Raw genomic sequence first — 20,822 nt, forward strand, 5'->3', positions numbered from 1 at the left:
TTTTAGCCTGCAAATGTAGGGATAAATTATTAGATTAAAAATGTTTTTTTAAAAATTGTTGATGTTATCTCTTGATTTTTAGGCCTTATCCATTTTTAAGCGATAAGTTATAACGGCACTAACCGGCTAAAATCATTTCTTTATTGTTTCTGCTCCATTCACTCCATGAGCCTACGTAAAGTTTAGGGATCCGTAAACCCGCATAATCCATAGCTAAAAGGGTATGGCAAGCGGTAATGCCCGAGCCACAATGTACAATCACATTTTCGGGTTTAACATGCGCTAAAGCTTCTTCGTATTTTTCTTTTAATATTTCAGGGGACAGGAAAGCGCCAGATGCGTCCAGATTCTCAGTATAAGGGATATTGGCTGCGCCCGGAATATGGCCGGCAATTAAATCGATAGTCTCGGTGAGACCAGCAAAACGATTGGCGTCCCGTACATCAATCACCATATAATCATCTGTTTTAGCTACTTTTTCCACTTCATTGATATCAGATAGCGGTAAACTCCATGTTTTTACTGCGTAAGGAGCAACAGATTTTGGGATTTCGACTTTATCAGTAGTTGGGAAACCTGCTTTTACGGCCGCCTGAAAACCTCCGTCAATTACCTGCACCTTTTCGTGACCGATAGCTTTTAACATCCACCATAGCCTCGCTGCTGCGTTGCCGCCATTTTTATCATCATAAACAATGACATGGCTGTGTGCTGTAATCCCGAGTTTTTTTAATACAGATGAAAACTGTTCAGGTGTTGGTAAAGGATGACGTCCGCCAATGGCAAAATCGCCAATATTAGCTAAATCTTCATTTACATCGGCAAAAAGTGCTCCAGCCAAATGTTGTTCATCATATCTGGCTTTTGATCCTGCACTGGCATCAATAATGACGATTTCATCGTCCTGGTTTAGCCAGGTTAGCTCTTCTGGTTTAATAATGGGTAATAGCGTTTTCATTTGATTATATTAATACTTTTCCAGTCATCGTAATCGCAATTTCATTTCAGGTTTGATCTTTGTACCCTATGCCTCTGAATTTTGGTCCCCCCGACTTTGGCCTGTCTAACCCTCAGTCTTCTAGCTTAAGACGCATCATCTTTAATATCAAACTGTGTTTCAACAACTTTTCCCCCGGTGCGCAATTGGTTACTCAACATCTCCTCCTGCTCGCGACGGTTTTTTACAATGTGAATGGCTGAAAACAAAGCTTCGGTAAAGGAAGTCGAATCAGCTAAGTTTTTACCCGCAATATCGTAACCTGTTCCATGGTCGGGAGAGGTGCGGACAAAGTTTAGACCAGCAGTATAGTTTACACCATTATGAAATGCCAGCGTTTTAAAAGGAATTAAACCCTGATCGTGGTACATAGCCAAAACGGCATCAAACTGTTTGTAGCTACCATTACCAAAAAAACCGTCAGCGGGGTACGGACCAAAACAAATAATGCCCTTATCGTAGGCTTCCTGAATGGCTGGCGAAATGATCTCAGCTTCTTCGGTGCCCAATAAACCATTATCGCTGGCGTGTGGATTTAATCCCAGCACAGCAATTTTTGGTTTTTCGATCCAGAAGTCTTTTTTTAAACTTTCGTTAATCAGTTTTAACTTATTTACAATTTTATCTTTTGTAATGGCCACTGGCACGTCTTTTACCGGAATGTGGCCTGTTACCACACCAACACGTAAATTTTCGCTGATCAAAAACATCAGCACATCTTTGCTGCCACTTTTTTCCTGCAGATATTCGGTATGGCCCGGGAATGCAAAAGTTTCGGATTGAATATTGTGTTTATTAATTGGGGCGGTAACCAAAGCATCGATATCACCGTTTACCAGGTCGGCTGTTGCACGTTCTAATGATAAAAGTGCATATTTTCCGCCTGTTGCCGTAACCTGACCCAGTTCAATTTTTACATCTTCTTCCCAGCAATTGATCATGTTAGCCTTTTTTGGCATGGCCTGGCTAGCCTGGCTAACTACATTAAAACTGAAATCGCCCAGGTTATTCGCTTTTCTATGAAAAGAGGAAATCTTGGTATGTCCATAAACAACTGGAATGCAGTAATTTAAAATTGCCGGATTAGATAAAGTTTTGATGATTACTTCTAAACCTATGCCGTTTACGTCGCCTATACTGATGCCAATTTTAAGTTTATTGCTCATAATTACTGGAAATTTTTAGCGCAAATTACTGATTTTCGCTTAAACCCTTTAAAAAAAATGAAACCGCAGCGCCTGCAGATTGATCTGCATAGAAATATTAAGCCTATCTTTGCTAACAATTTTAATTTTAAAATCCCGTTCAGGGCCGTGGGGTATGAGTTTAGTCAAAGCAAAAAAACATTTAGGACAACATTTTTTAACCGACAAGGGCATTGCTAACCGCATTGTTGAGGCTTTGGCGAATACCGACAAATATCATCAGGTGTTAGAAGTTGGGCCGGGGATGGGAATCTTATCTGATTTTTTGCTGCAACGTAAAGATTTAAGCACCTATCTAATTGATATTGATACGGAATCTTTCCATTTTTTGAACGAAAAATATCCGCAGCTTGGCGATCGGTTGATTAACGGTGATTTTTTAAAGCTTGATTTTGATGTGATGTTTCCCGAAAAATTTGCCATTATTGGTAATTTTCCTTACAACATTTCATCGCAGATTTTATTTAAGATTTTAGATAACCGCCATAAGGTGATAGAAATGGTGGGGATGTTTCAAAAAGAGGTGGCCCATCGTTGCGCAGCACCGGCGGGAAGTAAAGAATATGGTATTTTAAGTGTGTTTCTGCAGGCTTATTATAAGATTGAATACCTGTTTACGGTTAAACCAGGTACATTTAATCCACCACCGAAAGTGCATTCAGCCGTGATCCGTTTAACCAGAAATGAAGTAGAAGTGCTTGATTGCGATGAAAAATTATTCTGGCGGGTAGTTAAGGCAGGCTTTAACCAGCGGAGAAAAACCTTGCGCAATGCCGTTTCTGCAGTAATACCTAAAGATAAAATGGACGATCATATCTATTTCGAAAAACGTGCCGAGCAGTTAACCGTGGCCGATTTTGTAGTCTTAACACGTCATGTGAGTGAATTGATGCAAGCTTAGCCATATCTATTCCTTGTTGTAAGCAATTACTATAGATATGGAGCGCAGCTTTTTCATTGGTTTCTGTGGTACAGCTGTCCACCCAAAGCCTACATACCTGTTACGGGTTTACATTTATCGGATAGTCGTCGGATCAGGTTTAGGTGCAAAGGTTTGCGCACCTTACCAGCCCCGGCAGCTCAAAGGTTGTTTTGCTGGTTCAGTCCCGGTTGCAACATTGCTATGCAGCAACGAAGCAAAAATCAGCAAGCCGAATTAAAACTCAAACTCCAGCTGGTTGCTCTCTGGTTTTTCTATCTCCACATCATCATAAAACCGCGATAAGGTAATGCCCAACAACCTCACCTGCGTTGTGCCAATTGCCGCCTCTTCCAAAAGTTTAATGGCTTCGGCATAAATGACAGCGGCCTTACTAATCGGTGTAGCGAAGGAGCGGCTGCGCGTAATGAGTTTAAAATCTGCAAATTTGATTTTAAGAGTCACTGTTTTTCCACTCAATTGATGTTTCTCTAAACGTTTGGCTACGGTTTCGCTGATCTGTTTCAGCAGATCGTGCATTACTGCATCTTCATTGGTATCTTCTGATAAGGTATCTTCTGCACCTACTGATTTTGCTTCACGATTTGCACGAACGGGCCGATCGTCTATTCCACGAACAATTTGGTAATAAAATCTTCCCGATTTCCCGAATTGGGCAATAAGCTGGGCTTCTGTCAGCTTTTTTAAATCTGCACCAATATTAATCTGCATAGCCTTCATTTTGGCACTCGTAACTTTGCCTACTCCAAAAAATTTTTCAACAGGGAGTTTTTCCATAAAAGCTTCAATTTTGGAAGGGCCAATAAAAGTTAAGCCATCGGGTTTATTCATGTCTGAAGCTACTTTTGCCACAAATTTATTAATCGATACGCCTGCCGAGGCCGTTAAATTCAGTTCGTTTTTAATTGCGTCCTTAATCGATTGTGCAATATCAAGGGCTGATCCGATGCCGAGCTTGTCTTCCGTTACATCAAGGTAGGCTTCATCCAGCGAAAGCGGTTCAATAAGGTCGGTGTAGCGGCTAAAAATTTCCCTGAGCGATTTTGAAACTGCAGTATAGGCGTCAAAACGCGGGTATACGAAAATGGCTGTAGGGCACAGCTGATAAGCTTTACTTGATGGCATTGCCGAGCGGATACCATACTGCCGGGCTTCATAACTGGCTGTAGAAACCACTCCACGGCTATCCGGTTTACCGCCAACCACCAGAGGTTTTCCCCGATATTCAGGAAAATCGCGTTGCTCTACAGATGCATAAAAAGCATCCATATCGATATGAATTATTTTTCGTAAAACCGGCGGATTCAAATCAGACATGCAATGACCTAAATCTCGTGTTTTTTATCAGGATTATTGGACTGGATTTTTTTTCTTTACAAAATATGGAGAGAACTATTCGTTTTTATAAAAATGCAAGACATGAATGGTATGCTGACATTCCCGAGTGGGGTGGGGCTATTGAAGATTTGCAAATGGTAGAAGGTGCTGATGAGTTGTTAAACTGGATAGCCGCTTCTGAAAATGAATGTAAGTTATTAATGGCTGACCAGTTCATACAAAATGCCGAAATTTTAGCGCTTGTTTATGCGCGTGAAGAGAACTTGGGCGGTGGTGGGGACTACCTGTTAGAACAGTTTCGTGGAGAATTTAAAAACCATAAAATTTGGCTTTGTGGTGTAACAGAATTTGTTTTTAAACACCTGCCCGAAAGGATTTATTTTAAGGAACTCCAGTAACTACCCGCTAGATCGAAGTTCCCACTTCACCTGGTTTTCCTCCGGATGAAGATCACCAGGCGAGCTTTATAATACAAATCTATTCATCTAATTCAATAAAATTTCAACTCTATTCAACAAAGAGTCCATCTCAAATGGTTTTTCCATAAAATCATTTGCGCCGGCATCCAGTGCAGATTGCCTGATATCTCTGCTGGCTGAAATCATTAAAATAGGAATTTCCTTGAATTGAGGATTATTTTTAAGCTGCTTGCAGATGTCTCTGCCATCATAACCGCTCATCCATATATCCAGCATAATTAAATCTGGTTTGTTTTTTACAGCGTCAATAACTGCCCCACCATCATAAGTAAATTCAACATCATAGCCCATCACTTCCAAAATCATTGTGATTGCATCCACAATTCCTTCGTCGTCATCGGCAATCAGTATTTTTTTGTTCGCCATTTTGTAATGTTATTTCATATCTTTTGTTTTTCAACCGGTAATTGAGAAGATGATTGATTGCGTATAGGTTATTAATGCAGCAAATATGCTTTTTGTTTTAAAAAAAAAGAATATTTGTGTAAAGAATTTTAATGGTAAGCTGATCAGCTTTTTTGGCTGCTGGATTCCTGACCAAATCCAGGCGAATAATTTAGAAACTTTTCCGCTCAAATTACTTAAACCTCATTGCAACTTCCTTGACCAGGCGTGGATTTTGTCAGATCATGAAGAATTTAGGATATATTCTTTAACGCGTTCCTATTTTAAGTGAAGAAAAACTATCTGTCAGAGATGGCCATGAAAAACCGGGTAATTATCAGGATAACCGTTGTTGTCTGTTATTCTTTTCTAAAAGCCCATTAAGGCAGGAGATAAATTTGCTATAGCTAACCGGTTTAAGCAGGTATTGGTCTGCATTTACCTGATGGGCATCCATGGCATATTGGCTATAGGCTGTAATAAATATCAGGTATTTCACCGTATCTCTCAGCTTTATCGCAGCTTCAATGCCCGAAATCCCATTCATTTTGATATCCAAAAACAAAAAATCGATTTTTTGTTCGTGACTTAATATTTGTATAGCTTCTGAAGCATTATTAAAACTGCCTACTAAGGTAAGTTCGGGCGTATCGTTAATATAAGCCTCAAGGAGTTCAACGAGCAACGGATCGTCGTCAACAATCACGCAGCGGTGTTTTCTTTTCTCGTTAATTTTTGTCTCTGTTGTCATACGCCCCCATATTTTCGATAAAGTTAGGGATTTGTTGAATTGAAATCCTTAAAAAATATCTTTCAGAACCAACAGGGTAATGGCCACTTTTGGTAAATTATATTTTTTACTAGATTAGTCCGTCGTCATAACTATTAATCTCGCTCAATGCACACTAAAATAACTTTCTCCGATACCAGCTACAAAAAGCTTCCATACTTGTTAATTTTGATTGTGTTTTTTCTTAATTCCAATAGGGAAGTAACTGCAAAACTTTCGACAGATTTACTAGTCGATACAAACAGGGTAAACAGTTTATTAGATAGTATTTCGAAATATCGGTACCAGCCCGATTTGGTAATAAAGTATGCCGACTTAGGGATACAATATGCAAAATCTATAACATTTGATAAAGGGCTATCTAAGCTGTTGTTTAGAAAAGGGATTGCATTAATGAACAAAGGACTAAAAAATGAAAGTTTAGCATCGCTTGACGAAGCAGAGCAACTGGCCGATAAAAACGGGCAGTTGCTTGTATTAGCCAATGTAAATAGAATAAGAGGTGTACTTTATTATAAAAATGCAGATTACGAACACGCCACAGCTAGTATTTTAAGAGCCATTAGATTTTACGAACGAAACAAAGTGTACGTTGAATTACCAATATGCTATTCGATACTTGCTTCCATTAATGTTGCCACAGGTAATACTGCTGAGAGTTATCGGTATTATTTTAAATCCTTTAACCTGATCCGATCGCTGCTAAACAAACCAGAATCATCCTTTTCAAAAGAAGATTGGGATAAGTTGCATACCAATTACATCGACCTTTGTGTTAACATTGGTAATTATTTCGAGCAATCGGATAAACTTGACATGGCATTGAAGTATTATGAACTAGGACTATCCAAACCTTTTGCCACTCCAAATTATAATGCCTATCTGATCCTGATGACCAATGCTTCCAAAATCTATTACGCCAAAGGGAATGTTGCCAAAGCCAGGAAAATGGCCTATCGCGCATTTAGTTTGGCAAAGGAAGCCCATTTATATCGTGAACAGTCGAACGCGCTTGATCACCTCGGAAGCTTTGCGGATCATTTTACTCAGGCAAATCAATATTATATAGAGGCGGTTGAACTTGCCAAAAAGGCACAGGACAAAGATTTGTTGTATAAGGTTCTAGAGCATCGGGCTAATTCAGCGAAGAAGTTTGGTCGCTATAAATTCGCTTTTGAGGCTTATAAAGAATCAAGAGCCATCCGCGACAGTATCGTTACGCAGGAAAATAGTGTGGCAATTGATAACCTGATATCCAATCATAAGCTGCAGGATTCGACCCAAAAACTTAAGCACGTAGGATTTGAGCGCTACAAAGCGAACCAGCGCAGTAATTTTTATCGGCTTTTATTTGCGGCAACAGGCGCAATATTGTTGATCACGTTTCTTTTTATCCTGCGTAACAGAAAACTAAATAAAGCTTTAAACCTACGCACAAACCAGCTGAGTGCGCTTAATACGCATAAAGATAGAATTCTTTCGATAATGGGACACGACCTTAAAGGCGCGTTGGCAGATCTGCATGCCTTAGCCTTTCTCCTTAAGCGGCATATGGGTACGCCAAGACAGGAGGAACTCATTGAACAGCTATCTAATGTGCAGCAATCTGCAAATGAAATATTAGATAAACTGTTGTTATGGGGTGCCTTAGATATGCATTATGATCATCTTATCGCACCTTTTTATCCTGCAATTGCATTAAGCAGTACCATTAATTCTACCAGAGGCATTGCCACTGCCAGAAACATTACTTTAACGACAGATATAGCCGCCGATGTTGAAATATTAGGGAACGAACATCATATAACCTTTATTCTGCGAAACCTGTTAAGCAATGCGGTAAAGTATTCAGATGCAGATCAACCTGTTCACATCAGGCTGATCAAAACAGATATAGCTGCCATATTTGAAGTTGAAAATTATAACAAGTTAGCTAAGGTTGCCACAGTAAATGATTTTTATGCGAATCGCCAGAGCGTTTCAGAAGAAACCAAAGGGCATGGTATCGGATTGTTATTGTGCAAAATCCTGTCCGATCTGGATAATTATCAGTTAAATGCAAGCAAAGAAGGGGATATCATCCGCACCAGACTTATCATTCCGACAAATCCGGCGGTGTTGAAAAATCAGGTCAATGATTCTGCTACAGCTTAAAGGGGTTTAAACATTATCCGGGAGAAAAATGACTTGCATTTTTTTTTATCAATGGACTACAAAAGATGCGATAATACCAGGACATACACAGGGTGGTATAAACTATTTATAGGATAATATTCAAAAAAGAAGGTTATTTTAAATGCGAGACATTATATTTACAGCGTTTATTCAAACGAGAAGGTTTAACGGCCAAAAATGGACAGCATTAATATTAAGAAGTTAGCAGAAGCATTAAATTTATCTACTTCTACAATTTCGAGGGCTTTTAGGGATAATAGTGACATCAATAGTGCTACCAAGGAACGTATATTGGCAAAGGCAAAGGAATTAAACTACCAGCCCAATCATTACGCCAGTAATTTAAGAGAGCAAAAAAGCAAAACCATAGCGGTTATTGTGCCAGAACTGGCCAATAATTATTTCTCACAGGCCATCCACGGCATTGAACGCATAGCAAGGGAAAATGGTTACCACATCCTCATTTATGTAACTGATGATGATTACCAAAAAGAAGTAACTTTCATCCAGCATTTGCACAACGGTAGGGCTGATGGGATTATCATGTCGGTTTCAGGAGAGGCTAACGACCATAATTACCTTAATAAATTTGGCAGTAAAAGATTGCCTCTGGTGTTTTTTGACAGGGTTTACGAAGACATTAATACGCCCAGGGTAATTACCAATGATTATGACAGCAGTTTTTTGGCCACCGAACATTTAGTAGAGCAGGGTTGCAGGAGAATTGCTTATCTGGTGGTGAATAAAAGTTTATCAATAGGTAAAACCCGTATGCAGGGTTATATTGATGCCCTGGCCAAACATCAGGTTCCATTTGATGAAAACCTGATTGTAGACTGCAGTAACAGCTATGAGGAAAATAGCATGATCATTAAAGAAGCTTTAATACAATTAAAACCCGATGGTATTTTTACCTCGGTTGAGCGTTTGGCTTTTGCCACGTATTATGCCTGTTACGATCTTCGTATTAATATTCCCGGTGATTTAAAAGTAATCAGTTTCTCCAGTTTGGAAATTGCTCCTTTGTTAAATCCTTCACTGACCACCATTACCCAGCCCGCTACCGAAATCGGAGAAGAAGCAGCAAAATTATTGTTCACGGTATTGGATAATCATGCCAATAAAAACCGACTAAATGAGGTGGTTTTAACCTCCAAAATAATCAAGCGGAATTCGACCAATAAGTAGGTAAAAGTACGTCTGAAAACAAGGCCTTTTTTGGTCTGAAATTTTCAAAAAATTTCTTCACTTAGTGTAAAATACGCAGAATTCTGATTGATTTTCGGGAACGTTCCCGAAAGATGACAGAATTTTGATCTATTTTTTTCGGGAACGTTCCCGAAAAAAGGCATAAAAACAACTTAGTGTATTTTTTACACTTTAAATCGAAAATTTAATTTTTTAAGCACCTAAATATCAATTATTTGTAATTTTAATAATTATTTAATATGAGTTTCGACTTGCTTTCAAAATCGAATTTTTCAACGAATTTTTTAATTGATATTTTAACCCGAAATATATTTTTTAAATAAATTTTGAAATCTCAATAACAGCTGTAAATTAGGCCTATGTGTAAATCACTATAATATTTAACCAAATTTTTATACTTAAACGAGCTTCAAATATGAGAGTATTTTACCTGTTAAAACAGGGGCTTTTGGTGCTGTTGGTTTTTTCAGCATTAATGGTAAAAGCACAAACCGGATCGGTATCCGGAAAGGTGCTTGATGAAAGTGGCCTGCCATTGCCCGGTGCCTCTGTAATTGTTAAAGGTACAACCAGAAGTACATCAACCGATGTTGATGGTAATTTTAAACTTGCCGGTTTATCTAATGGTCAGATAACGTTATCTGCAAGTTTTATCGGTTATCAAACACTTGATAAAGCGGTAAGCGTTTCGGCAAATGCGACGGTTAGTTTTCAATTGGTACCCGATGCGCAAAAACTGAATGAAGTGGTGGTAATCGGTTATGGTACCGCTGAAAAGAAAAACCTAACTGGTTCAATCACTACGGTCAACTCCAAAGATTTCCAAAAAGGCACCATCACCACGCCTGAGCAATTGATTCAGGGTAAAGTAGCTGGTGTAAACATCGTTTCGGGTGGTGGCGCACCAGGTGGCGGTAGTACCATCCGTATCCGTGGCGGTGCATCCCTCAATGCCAGTAATGATCCTTTGATCGTGGTTGACGGGGTGCCTTTCAGCGGTAACAGCATTGGTAACGCACCAAGTCCGCTGTCATTGATCAACCCTAACGATATCGAAACCTTTACGGTTTTGAAAGATGCCAACGCAACAGCTATTTATGGTTCAAGGGCATCTAACGGGGTAATTCTAATCACCACTAAAAAAGGGGCATCAGGAGAACCTGTAATCAATTTCAGTACAAATAACTCCATTGCCAGCGTTGCCAAAAAAGTAAATGTGCTTACTGCCGATCAGGTTCGGGCTTTTGTAAACGCAAACGGTACCGCTGCGCAAAAAGCATTATTGGGTACAGCGAATACCGATTGGCAGAATGAAATCTATCAGAACGCATTCTCTACCGATAATAATTTAAGTATTGCAGGGTCTTTAAAAGGAGTGCCTTACCGCGTATCGGCAGGCTATCTTGATCAGGATGGTGTGGTAATTACCAGTAAACTGAAAAGGGCTACAGGTGCCATATCTGTTGCACCTAAATTTTTCACTGATCACCTGAAAGCCGAACTGAACTTGAAAGGATCCCTGAGCCAATCACAATATCCAAATGACGGTGCCATAGGCGCGGCAATTCAGTTCGATCCTACACAACCTGTTTATGCCAATAATAACTATGGTGGTTATTTCGAATGGTTAAGTACTAATGGTGTGCCTAACCCGAATGCGCCGCGCAATCCGGTAGCGCTGATCAGGCAACAAGATAACCGTGGAAATGCCGCAAGAAGCTTTGGTAACCTTAAATTGGATTATTCTTTCCACTTTCTGCCTGAATTACATGCAGTTGTAAACCTGGGTTATGATTACTCAAAAGGTTATGGACGCACCATCGTGCCGATCTATGCAGCACAAAGTGCATCAACCAGTGGATCTTATTCAAACAGGTTAAATACTGAGATGAATAAATTTTCTGAAGCATACTTGAGTTATGCTAAAACTATCGAAAGCATTAAAAGCAGGTTTGATGTAACTGCCGGTTATGGTTATTACGATGATGCGGTTACCAATTACAACTTCGCTACCTACAAAGGTACAGGCGAACTGTTGACTACACCTGTTTTCCCTTTTTCCGTTGAGCAGAATAAACTGCTTTCTTACTACGGACGTTTCAACTATACCTTGAACGATAAATATATCTTATCCGGTACGATGAGGGCTGATGCTTCTTCTAAATTTGCCCAGAATAACCGTTGGGGTTATTTCCCGTCGGTAGGTTTTACCTGGAGAATTATCGGAGAAAATTTCCTGAAAAACAGCGAAACTTTATCTGACTTGAAATTACGCTTAAGCTATGGTGAAACGGGTAACAAAGATGGTATTGGTAACTACGATTACCTTTCTAAATACTATGCCAGCACAAACAATGGTCAGTACCAGGTAGGTAATAATTTTTACAACTACTATAGTCCGGCAGGTTACGATCCTGACTTGAAATGGGAAACCACAACTACTTACAATGCTGGTTTGGATTACGGTTTCCTAAAAGGAAGGTTATATGGAAGTATTGATGTTTACTATAAAAAAACCAAGGACCTGTTAAGTACCGTAACTATTCCGGTGGGAACCAACTTTACCAATGTATTAACTACTAACGTGGGTAATATGGATGTAAGAGGTGCTGAAGCAAGTTTAAATTTTGTGGCCATTAAAACACAGAATACCAGTTGGGAACTGGGCATCAATGCCGCATATAATAAAAGAGAGGTTACCAACTTAACCTTAAATCCGAACTCTGGTTTCAAAATTGATGCAGGCGATATTACCGGAGGTACAGGCATCCATCTTAAATATAATGCGGTTAACCAGTTACCAGGTTCATTCTTTGTATATAAACAGGTATACAATGCCGATGGTAAACCGTTAGAAGGTGTTTATCAGGACCTGAATGGTGATGGCAGCATTTCTGCAGCCGACCAGTATTTCTATAAATCACCTGATCCTAAAGTAATCTTAGGGTTTAATACCTCGTTTACCTATAAAAAATGGACCGCGAGCACAGTATTAAGGGCCAATATCGGTAACTACGTTTACGACAATATCTCGTCAAACTTTGGTATCAGGAACAATGTATTGAGTACCCAGGGAATTCTGAACAACTCTACTTCAGATTTATATGTAACCAATTTCTCGGGAAGTTCTGGTGTACAGTACCTGAGCGACTATTTTATCAAAAATGCTTCTTTCCTGAAGATGGATAACCTTGGTTTATCCTACAATGTTGGTAAACTGTCTAAAACCGGAAATGCAAACATGCGCATCTCTGCAAACTGCCAGAATGTGTTTGTGGTTTCCAAATACAAGGGTATAGATCCGGAACTGGTTTCGGGTATCGATTATAACCTTTATCCTCGTCCACGTACCTATACTTTGGGCTTAAATGTTGGTTTCTAATACTGAAAAAAGAAATAGAAAAATGAAAAATTCATTTAAAACAATATTGGCATTGGGTTTCCTGGCAATCAGTTTAAATGCTTGTAAAAAAGAAGATTTAAACCTGAGGCCTACCAATGACGTTACCGCCGAGAACGTTTATGCAACGCCGGCAGGTTACAAAAACAGCTTGGTAAAGCTATACGCAACCTATGCACTTACCAGTCCATCCGGATCAGATAACAGCGATGTTGGCGGTTTGAATGCAGGTTTTGCCGATTTTTTAAGGTTATTCTGGACCTCGCAGGAACTGGTAACCGATGAGGCCATCTGTGCCTGGGGTGATGTGGGGATTCCCGAACTGGATTATGGTACACCAAGTCCGGATAACCAGTTTCTGCGCGGTTTATATTCAAGGAGTATTCTGCAGATCACTTTCTGCAATGAGTTTCTTCGCGAAAGCACACCTGAAAAATTGGCGAGCAGAAACATTACAGGAGCCGATGTTAGTGCAATTAACCGTTACCGTGCCGAGGCACGTTTCTTACGCGCCTATCAGTACTGGGTATTGATGGATGCTTTCGGAAACCCGCCGTTTATTACCGAGGATGATGCCATTGGTAAAGTCAACCCTAAACAGATCCAAAGGGCTGCTTTGTTTACCTATATAGAATCAGAATTAAAAGCCATTGAAGGCGATCTGGCAGATGCCCGTACCAATGAGTATGGTCGTGCAGATAAAGGCGCCGATTGGGCTTTACTGGCAAGATTATATCTTAATGCTCAGGTGTATACCGGAACAGCTAAATATACCGAGGCTATTACCTACTCAAGCAAGGTAATCAATGCAGGTTACAGCCTAAAAGCAAACTATATGAACTTGTTCAAAGCAGATAATGAAGTGAACAATACCGAGAATATACTAACCATCAACTATGACGGCATCAACGGTACCAACTATGGCGGTACAACGTTTTTAATTAATGCGGCCATCAATGGAGATATGAACCCAACGACTTACGGCGTGCCAAATGGTGGTTGGGGAGGCAACAGGACCAGGCAAAACCTGCCGGCACTTTTTCCTGATGCTAATGGAAGCCAGGATAAACGTGGTGTATTTTTTGGTACAAAAAGAAATGTTGATGCTGTAGGCGAATTTACTGATGGTTTACGCGTAACCAAATTCAAAAATGTAACTTCTACAGGTGCAATGGGTCGCTCATTGAACGGAACTTTCAGCTCGCTTGACTTCGCATTATTCCGTTTGGCAGAGCAATACCTGATTTATGGTGAAGCTGTTGCCCGTGGAGGTTCAGGCGGTAGTGTATCGCAAGCCAGAATATATGTAAACTTGTTGCGCGGAAGGGCTTATGGCAATACCTCCGGAGATGTTTCTGAGGCGGCGTTAACTACAGACTTTTACCTGGATGAACGTGCCAGAGAACTTTATTGGGAAGGTCATCGCCGTACGGACTTGGTTCGCTATGGTAAATTTACAGGTTCAACTTATTTGTGGCCATTCAAAGGTGGTGTACAGGCCGGGGCATCATTACCTGCGTACCGTAATTTGTATCCGCTTCCTTTAGCAGATCTGATTGCAAACCCGAATTTGGTTCAAAATACTGGTTATTAATATTTAATCTTAAGAGAGATGAAATCGATATTTTTCAAAACCCTGGCAGTTGGCCTTATCGCGGTTTCGCTGTGGTCGTGTAAGAAAGACGAAACGCAGACCGTTTCAAATATTAGCCCTGCAGGAACATTAACCACATCAGCAACTACGCTTAACCTGGTACAATCTAATGCCTCGCAGGTGGCATTTACCTTAAGTTACCCGCTTGCTACTTCAACCGGATACGTGGTGCCGGTAAATACCAGCTTACAGTTTGGCTTAAAAGGCACTAATTTTTCTCCGGTTAGAGAGGTGGCTGTAACTGCTAAGACTTATGCACCAACCGTTACCGAGGTAAATAATATGATTTTGGCCCTTGGCGGAAAGGTAGGAACTGCAGCACAGATTGAGGTTAGACTAAAATCGGGTGCGGCAGCAAACGATTTAACTTATTCAAACGTGATTACTTTAACCGCTACGCCTTATCTTGCCTCTGCATGGGTATACGTTCCGGGAGCGTATCAGGGCTGGAATCCTTCAACTGCCGATAGTTTGATCTCTGTTTCAAGCAATGGCATTTATACAGGAATGATCGCATTCACACCAGGCAACCTTGAGTTTAAAGTTACCCCGGCAAAAAAATGGGATGTAGCTTATGGTGACGCAGGAAGTGGTAAAATCAGCAGCAGTGCAGGCGATAACCTTAAATCACCTGATGCAGTAGTGAAACAGGTAACTGTTGACCTGAATGCGGGTACTTACACCATCGGCGTTCCGAAAGAATGGTCGATTATTGGCGACGCAACCGCAGGTGGCTGGGGCAATGATACCGATATGAAGGTGACAAATGATGGCAAAGCAAACATTTATACCATTAAAACAACTTTAACTACCGGTGCATTTAAATTCAGGTTTGCCCACGATTGGGGAACCAACCTTGGTGGTAGTTTAAGCACCCTTACAAACGGTGGTGATAATATTGCGGTTACCACTGCTGGAACCTATACCATCACTTTAGATGTGGCTGCTAAAAAAGCCACAATGGTTAAAAACTAATTTGTTATACATACCGCCCTGCAGCATTTCTTGCTGCGGGGCATTTTTAAGTTTTAGCATGATCATAATCAATCCCCTTAAAAAATTCACTTTGCTATTTAATGCTCATACTAACACTTTTTTAAATAAAGTAAGCAGCGCCATTGTGCTTTTACTTATCTTATCTTTCAATAGTCTTTTTGCCCAAAAACTCGAGCGTATCGAACCGATGTTTTGGTTTGCCGGCATGCACAACCCTAAACTGCAATTGCTGGTTCACGGCGAAAATATTGCTTCTAGTTCAGTTTCTTTAACTTATCCTGGGGTAAAACTGCTAAAAGTAAACAAAGTAGAAAACCCAAATTATTTATTCCTTGATTTAACCATTGCACCAGCTGCTAAGGCCGGAAAATTTCCGATCAACTTTACAGCTAAGGGCAAAAAGATATTCAGTTATACCTATGAATTAAAAAACCGCGATAAAAGCGCAGGCAGGATTCAGGGGGTAACCAACAAAGATTTTATTTATCTGCTGATGCCCGATCGTTTTTCGAACGGCGATAAAAGCAACGATGTGGTTCAGGGTTTAACTGAAACGGCATTAAACCGCGATAGTATGTACTACCGCCATGGTGGCGATATCCAGGGCGTAATTAATCACCTTGATTACCTGAAAGATTTAGGCGTAACCACAGTTTGGATGACTCCGGAGGTAGAAAATGACATGCCACAGGCTTCTTATCATGGCTACGCGGTAACCGATCATTATAAAATAGATCCGCGTTTTGGTACCAATGCACTTTACAAAAAATACGTAGAGATTGCACATGCCAAAGGATTAAAAGTAATTAAAGACGTTGTACACAACCACATTGGTACCCAACACTGGTTTTACAAAGATTTGCCAATGAAAAGCTGGCTAAACCAATGGCCAAAATATACACAAACCAGTTATCGTGATCAAACCGTAATGGATATTCATGCTTCTGCTGCAGATCGCAAACAGATGCTGGATGGATGGTTTGTACCTACAATGCCCGATTTAAATCAGCGTAATCCATATGTACAGAATTACCTAACCCAAAACCATATCTGGTGGATCGAATATGCCGGTATAGATGGTTTACGTTTGGATACCTATGGATACAACGATCCGGTTTATATGGCCGATTGGGCTTTAAAAGTTCAGGCTGAATTTCCGCATCTTTCGGTTTTCGGTGAAACATTGGTGACTGCAGTAGCAAACCAGGCCTTTTTTACAGGGGGCAATACAGTTAACCGCGGTTTTGATACCCATTTGCAGGGTATTACAGATGCAACGTTAAAGGATGCCATTTATGAAGGAATAAACGGTAAAAATGGTTGGGTAGACGGTATTAACCGTTTGTATGCCACCTTAGCTCACGATTTTCTGTATAAAAACCCAAATACCAACTGCATCTTTTTGGATAACCACGATATGAGCCGCTTTTATTCGATGGTTGGCGAAGATTTTGATAAATACAAAATGGGAATGAGTATCCTGTTAACTATGCGTGGCATTCCGCAGATGTATTATGGAACTGAAATTTTAATGAAAAACTTTTCCAATCCGGATGGGCTGATCCGTTCTGATTTTCCTGGCGGCTGGGAGGGCGATAAAAAAGATAAATTTGTGGCTGATGGACGTACCAAAAAAGAAAACGAAGCTTTCGATTTTGTTAAAAAGCTGGCCAATTTCCGTAAAAGTAGTCCGGCTTTACAAACGGGCAAATTAATGCAGTTTGTTCCTCAGGATGATGTGTATGTGTACTTCCGATACAATGCAGAATCAAAAGGCACGGTAATGGTTATTGTAAACAATACAGAAAACGAAAAAGCATTAAGTACAGATCGTTTTGCCGAAAGAACAGCTGGAATTACAAGCGCAAAAAATGTGATCACTGGCGAAACTGTCGAATTTAAAAATATTAAAGTACCCGCAAAGACCACTTTGGTGCTTGAATTAAGGTAGAAAGGTAAAAGGTAGAGGGTTTAAGGTGTCGGACTTACATCTTGATACTCACTACTCACTACCCGATACTTACTACTTGATACAAAAGATAAAGAACATGCAAGATAATAATCATTCAGAACCTTCCGCCTTACACCTTTCACCTTCCTCCCTAATAAAGGCTTGTTTATTCGATTTAGATGGCGTACTGGTAGATACCGCGGTTTACCATTATAAAGCCTGGAAACGGTTGGCCAATACCATGGGCTTCGATTTTACAGAAGAGCAGAATGAGCAATTAAAAGGTGTAAGCAGGGTAGAAAGTCTGAATAAGATTTTGGCCTGGGGTGGTGTACAAAAAAACGACGCAGAGAAAGAAGAGCTTGCTAGCTTGAAAAACGGCTGGTACGTAGATATGATCACCAAGATGACGCCAGCAGAAGTTCTGCCTGGAACAGTAAATTTTCTAACGGCGATTCACAAAGCTGGTTACAAACTGGCCTTGGGTTCGGCAAGCAAAAACTCGGGAATTATTTTAGAAAGAACAGGCCTTGCCCATTTTTTCGATGAAATCGTCGATGGAAATATGGTGACCAAATCAAAACCTGATCCTGAGGTATTTTTAAAGGGGGCCGAACTTTTAGGCTTTACACCCGAAGAATGTGTGGTTTTTGAAGATGCTGTTGCTGGGGTAGAAGCGGCAAAAAGAGGTGGAATGAAAGCCATCGGTATCGGCGAAAAAAATGTGCTTAGCCAGGCTGATCTGGTAGTAAGCGGATTAGACAAATTAACAGTTAAAGACTTAGAAGAGTTGTAAAGGAGTAACAAGTACTAAGTAGCGAGTATCAAGTAGTAAAAATTTATCTTGATACCTGATACTAATTACTTGATACCGGTTACGCTACTTGATACTAAATATGAAAAACTACATTAAAGCAGATGAGTGGAATATTATCGAAGAAGGCTTTGATCCACATTTAAATAAAATTTCCGAGAGTATTTTCAGCTTGGGGAATGGACGGATGGGCCAGCGCGCCAATTTTGAGGAGACTTATACAGGAGAAACCTTATTGGGAAATTATGTTGCTGGTGTTTATTATCCGGATAAAACCCGTGTGGGATGGTGGAAAAACGGATACCCTGAATATTTCGCCAAAGTTTTAAACGCCGCAAACTGGGTAGGAATAGAGGTGAAAGTAGATGATGAAATTCTTGATCTGGCAACAGCGGAGGTAAGCGATTTTAAAAGGGTGCTGAATATGCATGCCGGTTACCTGGAACGTACTTTCACGGCAAAACTGAAAAGTGGTAAAACACTAAAAGTTAAATCAACCCGTTTTTGCAGTATTGCTGATGATGAAGTTGGTGCCATCTGTTATAGCATTACGCCATTAAATTTTGATGGCAGATTAACATTAACACCTTTTATTGATGGGGATGTCAAAAATCAGGACAGTAACTACGATGAAAAATTCTGGGATAAAGTTGTTGATGAAATCTCCGGAACGGAAGCTTATATCAAACTAAGAACAAAGAAAACTGAATTTGAAGTTTGTACTGGCAGTAACGTCGAACTGTATAAGAATGCAGAGCGGTTGGCGATCAGTCCGGAGGCTGTGCGTAAAGAGAAATTCGTCGGGCAAACTTTTTCTGTAGATGTTAAAGCAAACGAAGAGGTTACGCTGGTAAAAATTGCCGCGAATTTATCTTCAGAAAATTATCCGGAAGAGTCACTTCTGAAAGAAACCAAATCTGTAATAGCCGGAGCATCTGCCAAGGGCTTTGATACTTTACTAAAAGAACAAAGCGAAGCCTGGGCAGCGAAGTGGAAAGAAAGTGATATTATTATCGAAGGTGATGTTTCTGCACAACAGGCAATCCGTTTTAATATTTTTCAGCTTTTTCAAACGTATACTGGTAAAGATGACCGCTTAAATATCGGTCCGAAAGGCTTTACAGGCGAAAAATATGGTGGCTCTACTTATTGGGATACAGAGGCCTATTGCGTGCCTTTTTACCTGGCAACTGCTCCGCAGGAAGTAAGTAGAAACCTCTTAGTTTATCGCTATAAACAATTGGGTAAAGCTATAGAAAATGCGGCTAAATTGGGTTTTAAAGACGGGGCTGCCTTGTATCCGATGGTTACCATGAATGGTGAAGAATGCCATAATGAATGGGAAATTACCTTTGAGGAAATCCACCGCAACGGAGCCATTGCTTTTGCTATTTTTAATTACATCCGTTATACAGGAGATGAAAGTTATCTTTCTGATTATGGTTTAGAAGTATTGATCGGTATTGCCCGTTTCTGGAAGCAACGTGTAAACTGGAGCAACGATAAACAACAATATGTAATGCTTGGTGTAACCGGACCAAATGAGTACGAAAATAACGTAAACAACAATTGGTACACCAATATTTTGGCTACATGGTGTATGAGATATGCAACAGAAGCTGCCGAAGTTGTAAAAGCGCAACAACCTGAAAAATATGACAGGCTGTTGAAAGCCTTGGATTTCGATCAAAAAGAATTTGCTGATTGGGCCGATATCATCGAGAAAATGTATTATCCACAAGATGAAAAATCAGGGATTTTCTTACAACAGGATGGATATTTAGATAAAGAGCAGATTTTGGTGAAAGATCTTCCGGCAAGTGAACGCCCGATTAACCAAAAATGGAGCTGGGACAGGATTTTACGTTCATGCTTTATTAAACAGGCCGATGTTTTGCAGGGATTGTATTTCTTTGAAGATGATTATGATTTGGAAACCATCAGAAGAAACTTTGATTTTTATGAGCCACGTACCGTACACGAAAGTTCGTTATCGCCTTGCGTACACAGTATTTTAGCCGCGAAATTAAACGACGAGGCACGGGCCTATGAATTTTACCTACGTACTGCACGTTTAGACCTGGATGATTATAACAACGATACAGAGGACGGCCTGCACATCACCTCTATGGCAGGAACCTGGATGAGTGTGGTGGAAGGTTTTGCCGGTATGCGTGTAAGCGATGGTAAATTGCATTTTAGTCCTTTCTTGCCGGGTAAATGGAAATCTTTTTCTTTCACTATCGGCTTCAGGGGAGCTACCTTAAAGGTGAATATTGACGGAAACAGCATCAATATCAAAAACAATACAGGTGTTGATGTAGAAATTGGCATCAGAAATCAGTTTTATCAACTGGCGGGAAATACGGAGATCGAAGTAAATAATGCTTCGCTGGTATGAGAAAGGTAAAGGGTATAAAGGCGGATGGTAGAGGGTTAAAATCTAAAACTTTATCTGATAGAAGATGTTATTTTGCTCAAAGCTTATTC

15 protein-coding genes are annotated in these 20,822 nt (G+C 40.2%); 10 read left to right on the forward strand and 5 right to left on the reverse strand.

Annotated elements, in window-relative coordinates; genetic code table 11:
- Positions 1–118: 118 nt before the first annotated feature.
- Together BM107_RS19555 and pdxA are read right to left on the reverse strand one after the other, a co-directional pair.
- A complete protein-coding gene (locus BM107_RS19555; protein ID WP_090986458.1) occupies positions 119–958 on the reverse strand; it encodes a sulfurtransferase in 840 nt (279 codons plus the stop codon).
- A 125-nt stretch (positions 959–1,083) separates the two neighbouring features.
- A complete protein-coding gene (gene pdxA / locus BM107_RS19560; protein ID WP_090986460.1) occupies positions 1,084–2,163 on the reverse strand; it encodes a 4-hydroxythreonine-4-phosphate dehydrogenase PdxA in 1,080 nt (359 codons plus the stop codon).
- 154 nt (positions 2,164–2,317) lie between these two features.
- Here pdxA and rsmA point away from each other — a divergent pair, with 154 nt between their 5' ends.
- Complete coding sequence (gene rsmA / locus BM107_RS19565) at positions 2,318–3,103, forward strand: 16S rRNA (adenine(1518)-N(6)/adenine(1519)-N(6))-dimethyltransferase RsmA (protein WP_090986462.1); 786 nt, start codon at positions 2,318–2,320, stop codon at positions 3,101–3,103.
- Between the two features lie 255 nt (positions 3,104–3,358).
- Here rsmA and dinB read toward each other — a convergent pair whose 3' ends face one another.
- On the reverse strand, positions 3,359–4,411 hold the full coding sequence (gene dinB / locus BM107_RS19575; RefSeq protein WP_244278865.1) for a DNA polymerase IV: 1,053 nt from the start codon (positions 4,409–4,411) through the stop codon (positions 3,359–3,361).
- Positions 4,412–4,524: 113 nt separating this feature from the next.
- Here dinB and BM107_RS19580 point away from each other — a divergent pair, with 113 nt between their 5' ends.
- The gene (locus BM107_RS19580) at positions 4,525–4,878 is read left to right on the forward strand and encodes a DUF6717 family protein (RefSeq protein ID WP_090986468.1); all 354 of its coding nucleotides are present in this window, start codon (positions 4,525–4,527) and stop codon (positions 4,876–4,878) included.
- Between the two features lie 87 nt (positions 4,879–4,965).
- On the opposite strand, the gene BM107_RS19585 is transcribed toward BM107_RS19580, so the two are convergent.
- Together BM107_RS19585 and BM107_RS19595 are read right to left on the reverse strand one after the other, a co-directional pair.
- On the reverse strand, positions 4,966–5,325 hold the full coding sequence (locus BM107_RS19585) for a response regulator (protein WP_090986470.1): 360 nt from the start codon (positions 5,323–5,325) through the stop codon (positions 4,966–4,968).
- 355 nt (positions 5,326–5,680) lie between these two features.
- Positions 5,681–6,094, reverse strand: a complete 414-nt coding sequence (locus BM107_RS19595) for a LytR/AlgR family response regulator transcription factor (RefSeq protein WP_090986474.1) — start codon at positions 6,092–6,094, stop codon at positions 5,681–5,683.
- A 147-nt stretch (positions 6,095–6,241) separates the two neighbouring features.
- Here BM107_RS19595 and BM107_RS19600 point away from each other — a divergent pair, with 147 nt between their 5' ends.
- The 8 genes from BM107_RS19600 (at position 6,242) to BM107_RS19635 (ending at position 20,733) form a co-directional block, all read left to right on the forward strand.
- Positions 6,242–8,287, forward strand: coding sequence for a sensor histidine kinase (locus BM107_RS19600; protein WP_090986476.1), 2,046 nt, complete (start codon positions 6,242–6,244; stop codon positions 8,285–8,287).
- A gap of 198 nt (positions 8,288–8,485) precedes the next feature.
- Positions 8,486–9,496: a LacI family DNA-binding transcriptional regulator gene (locus BM107_RS19605; RefSeq protein WP_090986479.1), complete on the forward strand. Its 1,011-nt coding sequence runs from the start codon at positions 8,486–8,488 to the stop codon at positions 9,494–9,496.
- A gap of 436 nt (positions 9,497–9,932) precedes the next feature.
- Positions 9,933–12,899: a SusC/RagA family TonB-linked outer membrane protein gene (locus tag BM107_RS19610; protein ID WP_090986481.1), complete on the forward strand. Its 2,967-nt coding sequence runs from the start codon at positions 9,933–9,935 to the stop codon at positions 12,897–12,899.
- A gap of 22 nt (positions 12,900–12,921) precedes the next feature.
- Positions 12,922–14,511 (forward strand): RagB/SusD family nutrient uptake outer membrane protein, encoded by a 1,590-nt coding sequence (locus tag BM107_RS19615; RefSeq protein ID WP_090986526.1) that lies wholly within the window; start codon positions 12,922–12,924, stop codon positions 14,509–14,511.
- An 18-nt stretch (positions 14,512–14,529) separates the two neighbouring features.
- The gene (locus tag BM107_RS19620) at positions 14,530–15,546 is read left to right on the forward strand and encodes a SusE domain-containing protein (RefSeq protein ID WP_090986483.1); all 1,017 of its coding nucleotides are present in this window, start codon (positions 14,530–14,532) and stop codon (positions 15,544–15,546) included.
- A 58-nt stretch (positions 15,547–15,604) separates the two neighbouring features.
- Positions 15,605–17,518 (forward strand): glycoside hydrolase family 13 protein, encoded by a 1,914-nt coding sequence (locus BM107_RS19625; protein WP_090986529.1) that lies wholly within the window; start codon positions 15,605–15,607, stop codon positions 17,516–17,518.
- A 97-nt stretch (positions 17,519–17,615) separates the two neighbouring features.
- A complete protein-coding gene (gene pgmB / locus BM107_RS19630; RefSeq protein ID WP_090986485.1) occupies positions 17,616–18,314 on the forward strand; it encodes a beta-phosphoglucomutase in 699 nt (232 codons plus the stop codon).
- A gap of 100 nt (positions 18,315–18,414) precedes the next feature.
- Positions 18,415–20,733: a glycoside hydrolase family 65 protein gene (locus tag BM107_RS19635; RefSeq protein WP_090986487.1), complete on the forward strand. Its 2,319-nt coding sequence runs from the start codon at positions 18,415–18,417 to the stop codon at positions 20,731–20,733.
- Positions 20,734–20,822 lie beyond the last annotated feature (89 nt).

Origin of the sequence: Pedobacter suwonensis (genome assembly GCF_900111825.1) — a bacterium.
GTDB classification, from domain to species: Bacteria; Bacteroidota; Bacteroidia; order Sphingobacteriales; family Sphingobacteriaceae; genus Pedobacter; species Pedobacter suwonensis.